The following is a 3,597-nucleotide window of genomic DNA, read 5'->3' as shown; positions in this document are numbered from 1 at the left end:
CACGGCCGTGCCTGCCGCAACCGGACGAGTGGTCCGAGCTGACCGTCGAGGCGCAACTCGAGGATGTCTCGTCCACCCTGTCGCTGTACCGGGCGGCGCTCGAGGCGCGACGGCGACGGCCGGAGTTCGACGGCCCCGACGTGGAGTGGTACGGCAGCCCACCCGGATGCCTGGCCTTCCGCCGGCCCGGGGGGCTGATCTGCGCCCTCAACACCACCGAGCACCCGGTGGAGATGCCGCCGGGCACGGTGATCCTGTCCAGCGCTCCGCTCGTGGACGGACAGCTGCGCGGCAACTGCGCGGCGTGGCTGATCTGACGGCACACTGCACGCCGACCGGGCCACTCACCCTGGTGCCGGCGGCGTCAGCGCACGCTGAGGCCGAGACCGCCCCCGCGACGGAGGTAGACCGATCCGTAGCGGGCGTCGAGCCGCAGCCACGTCGCCGTCGCCCGCACGCGCACCACCTCGGCCGGATCGATCCGGTCCAGGTCGATCTCCGCCGTCGCGCGGGCGCCGCCGGTGGGCACGAACCCCATCGCGTTGAGCGCGAACACCAGCCGCATCGGCACCCCGGCCCGCTCTCCCCCGCCGGCGACCTCGAGCACCTCCTGCGCGAGCAGCGACGACGGCGGTCCCTGTCCCTGCTCGCGGCTGAGCGCGACGCCGCGCTGCGCGAGGTCGACGAGAATGCGGGCGGGAACGTCGTCGAGGTGGACGTACCCGGTTTCCGGGGGCAGCGCGCCGCGCCACACCGAGTCCATCGCCCACCCGGGATCCACCCCGTCGTCGCCGGCGGCGACGAGGATCGCGCGCAGCCCGTCCGCGGCGACGGTCGTGTCCGGCGGGGCGACCGTGCCGCGCAGCACCCGGACGGCGAGGGCATCGAATCCGGTGTTCACCCAGGCCGAGAGGAGGCCGTCGCGCCGTTGCCGCAGCCGCACCACGGCGGCCTCGTCGAGACGGACCGCACGGGTGAGGAACGCGACGAGGTCGGCGCGGTCGACGGGGTCCGGGATCTGCAACCACCGTTCGGGTGCCGTCCCGGCCGCTCCGACGGCGTCAGTCACGACGCCACCGTTGCAGGTACTCGCGTTCGGGATCGGTGAGCCGGCGCAGCCGCTGGGTTCCGATGTCGAACGCCGCGATCTGGGTCGAGGCGACGACGGAGGCCGTGGCGTCGGCCGGCGCACCACCGGGCCGGACCTCGTAGCCGATGGTGAAGTCGACCGCCCGCACCCGCTCGATCCACATCAGCACGTCCAGGGGGCTGTCCTCGTGCCGCAACTGGCCGCGGTACCGCACGTGCAGGTCGGCGATCACGGCGCCTTCCCGCAGGTTCACGGTGGGCCGGCCGTCGGCGAACAACCACGGGATGCGGGCCTCCTCGAGGAGGGTGACCATGCGCGCGTGGTTGATGTGCTGGAACGCGTCCATGTCGGACCAGCGGACCTCCACCGCGGTGTGGAAGCCGAACTGTTCGGTCGCGTCGCTCACTGCGCGGTCCCCACGGCTCCACGGTGGTCGGCCCCGGCGTGCTTCAACTGTCTACCTCCTGTCGGGTGCGCCGGCGCGCACCATGCTCCTGACCTGACGCGCCGCCACGGACAGCGTCGCGAGGTCCAGGTTTCCAGACAGGAAGATCTCCTCGAGCGCCGACCTCGCGCGGCCGAGCCGCGAGCCGTTGGTCAGCTCCCAGTCCTCGATCATCTCGCGGGTGCTCTCGCCGGGTTCGGCCGTGGCGAGCACGTCGAGGGTGAGCGTGCGCAGCGACCCGTACAGCTCGTCGCGCAGGGCGAGCCGCGCCAGCGAGTGCCAGCGGTCGCCGCGTTCGAGGGACGTCACCGCCGAGAGCAGCCAGTCGATCCCCATGTGCGCGTCCATCGCGTAGTACAGCTCGGCGACCTCGGCCTCGTCCCGTTCGGCGATGTCGGCGATGTCGATCACGTCCAGCAGCGGGAACTGGTCGAGGAGGCGGAACACGTCCCACGTCAACTCCTCGGGGGCGCCGCGCGCGAGCAGCGGCTCGGCGCGCTCCTTCAGGTCCTGCACGTGGTGACCCTGCATCCACTCCCCCACGCGGGGGGCGAGCCGCGCGAACATCGCCCGGTACCGGCTGATCTCGGCGCCGACGGCCAGAGGTTGCGGCCGGTTCGACAGCAGCCACCGCGACGCCCGGTCGAGGACGCGGTGCGATTCGAGCAGCAGGTCGTCGGCGACGGCCGTGGTCGTGTCGGCGGAGCGGATGCGGGCCCACACGCCGGGCAGGTCGAAGATCTCGGTGACGGCGGCGTAGGCGCGGATGGCGTCGGTGCTCGATGCGCCGGCCTCCTCGGAGAGCCGGTAGACGTAGCTGATCCCGCCGTTGTCGACGGTCTCGTTGGCGAGGATGGTCGCGACGATCTGCCGGCGCAGGGGGTGGGACCGGATGCCGGCGCGGAAGGGTTCGCGCAGTTGCCTCGGGAAATAGCCGGGTAGCCGTCCGGCGAAGGTCTCGCTGTCGGGCAGGTCGGTGTCGAGCAGGTCGTCGGCGAGGGCGAGTTTGACGTGGGCGAGCAGGGTGGACAGCTCCGGCGAGGTGAGTCCCTCACCTTCGAGGCGGCGCCGCTCGATCTCGGCGTCGCCGGGCAGCGCCTCGAGGGACCGGTCGATCCCGCGCTCGGCGACGAGATCGGCGATCAGCCGCTGGTGCACCGCGAGCATCGTGGGGGCGCCGGTGCGGGAGTAGCCGAGCAGGTTGTTCTGGGAAATGTTGTCCTCGAGGACGATTCGCCCGACCTCGTCGGTCATGGATTCGAGCAGCGGATTGCGGTCGGCGGCGGCGAGCGCGCCGGCGGTGACCATCGAGTCGAGCAGGATCTTGATGTTGACCTCGTGGTCGGAGCAGTCGACCCCGGCGGAGTTGTCGATCGCGTCGGTGTTGATCTTGCCGCCGGCCCGGGCGTACTCGATGCGGCCGCGCTGGGTGACGCCGAGGTTGCCGCCCTCCCCCACCACCCGGGCGCGGAGGGTGCCGCCGTTGACGCGGACCGCGTCGTTGCTCTTGTCGCCCACGTCGGCGTCGGTTTCGGGAGCGGCCTTGACGTACGTGCCGATGCCACCGTTCCACAGCAGGTCCACCGGGGCGCGCAGGATCGCGCGGATCAGTTCGGGGGGCGAGAGCTCGGTGACGTCGTTGTCGAGTCCGAGCACGCTCCGCACCTCGGCGCTGAGGGGGACGGACTTGAGGGAGCGCTCCCATACCCCGCCGCCGGTGCTTATCAGGTCCGTGTCGTAGTCGGCCCACGACGAACGGGGCAGCTCGTACAGGCGGCGCCGCTCGGCGTACGAAGCGGCGGGCTCCGGATCGGGATCGAGGAAGATGTGCCGATGGTCGAACGCGGCCACCAACCGGATGTGCGTGCTCAGGAGCATTCCGTTGCCGAACACGTCGCCGCTCATGTCGCCGATGCCGGCGACGGTGAAGTCCTCGCTCTGGGTGTCGACGCCCAGTTCACGGAAGTGCCGCTTGACGCTCTCCCAGGCTCCGCGGGCGGTGATGCCCATCGCCTTGTGGTCGTAGCCGGCGGAGCCGCCGGAGGCGAAGGCGTCGCCGAGC

The 3,597-nt window shown here is 71.8% G+C and carries 4 protein-coding genes; 1 reads left to right on the top strand and 3 read right to left on the bottom strand.

The window, feature by feature from the left end; genetic code table 11:
- On the top strand, positions 1 to 317 hold a 317-nt coding region (locus tag OEY_RS0124590; RefSeq protein WP_010596401.1), incomplete at its 5' end, for a DUF3459 domain-containing protein.
- A 47-nt stretch (positions 318 to 364) separates the two neighbouring features.
- Here the strand turns inward: OEY_RS0124590 and OEY_RS0124585 are convergent.
- From OEY_RS0124585 to OEY_RS0124575, 3 genes are all read right to left on the bottom strand, one after another.
- Positions 365 to 1,069 carry a hypothetical protein gene (locus tag OEY_RS0124585; RefSeq protein WP_010596400.1) on the bottom strand — a complete coding sequence of 235 codons (705 nt, stop codon included), beginning with the start codon at positions 1,067 to 1,069 and terminating at the stop codon, positions 365 to 367.
- Complete coding sequence (locus OEY_RS0124580; protein ID WP_010596399.1) at positions 1,062 to 1,496, bottom strand: acyl-CoA thioesterase; 435 nt, start codon at positions 1,494 to 1,496, stop codon at positions 1,062 to 1,064. Before OEY_RS0124580 ends, OEY_RS0124585 begins: the two co-directional genes overlap by 8 nt.
- Before the next feature lie 51 nt (positions 1,497 to 1,547).
- On the bottom strand, positions 1,548 to 3,597 hold a 2,050-nt coding region (locus tag OEY_RS0124575), incomplete at its 5' end, for an NAD-glutamate dehydrogenase domain-containing protein (RefSeq protein ID WP_010596398.1).

Source organism: Rhodococcus sp. P14, assembly GCF_000256505.1.
In the GTDB taxonomy this organism is placed as follows: domain Bacteria; phylum Actinomycetota; class Actinomycetes; order Mycobacteriales; family Mycobacteriaceae; genus Rhodococcus; species Rhodococcus ruber.
The sequence above is the reverse complement of the archived record's forward strand: the minus strand, read 5'-3'. Positions and strand labels throughout refer to the sequence as shown.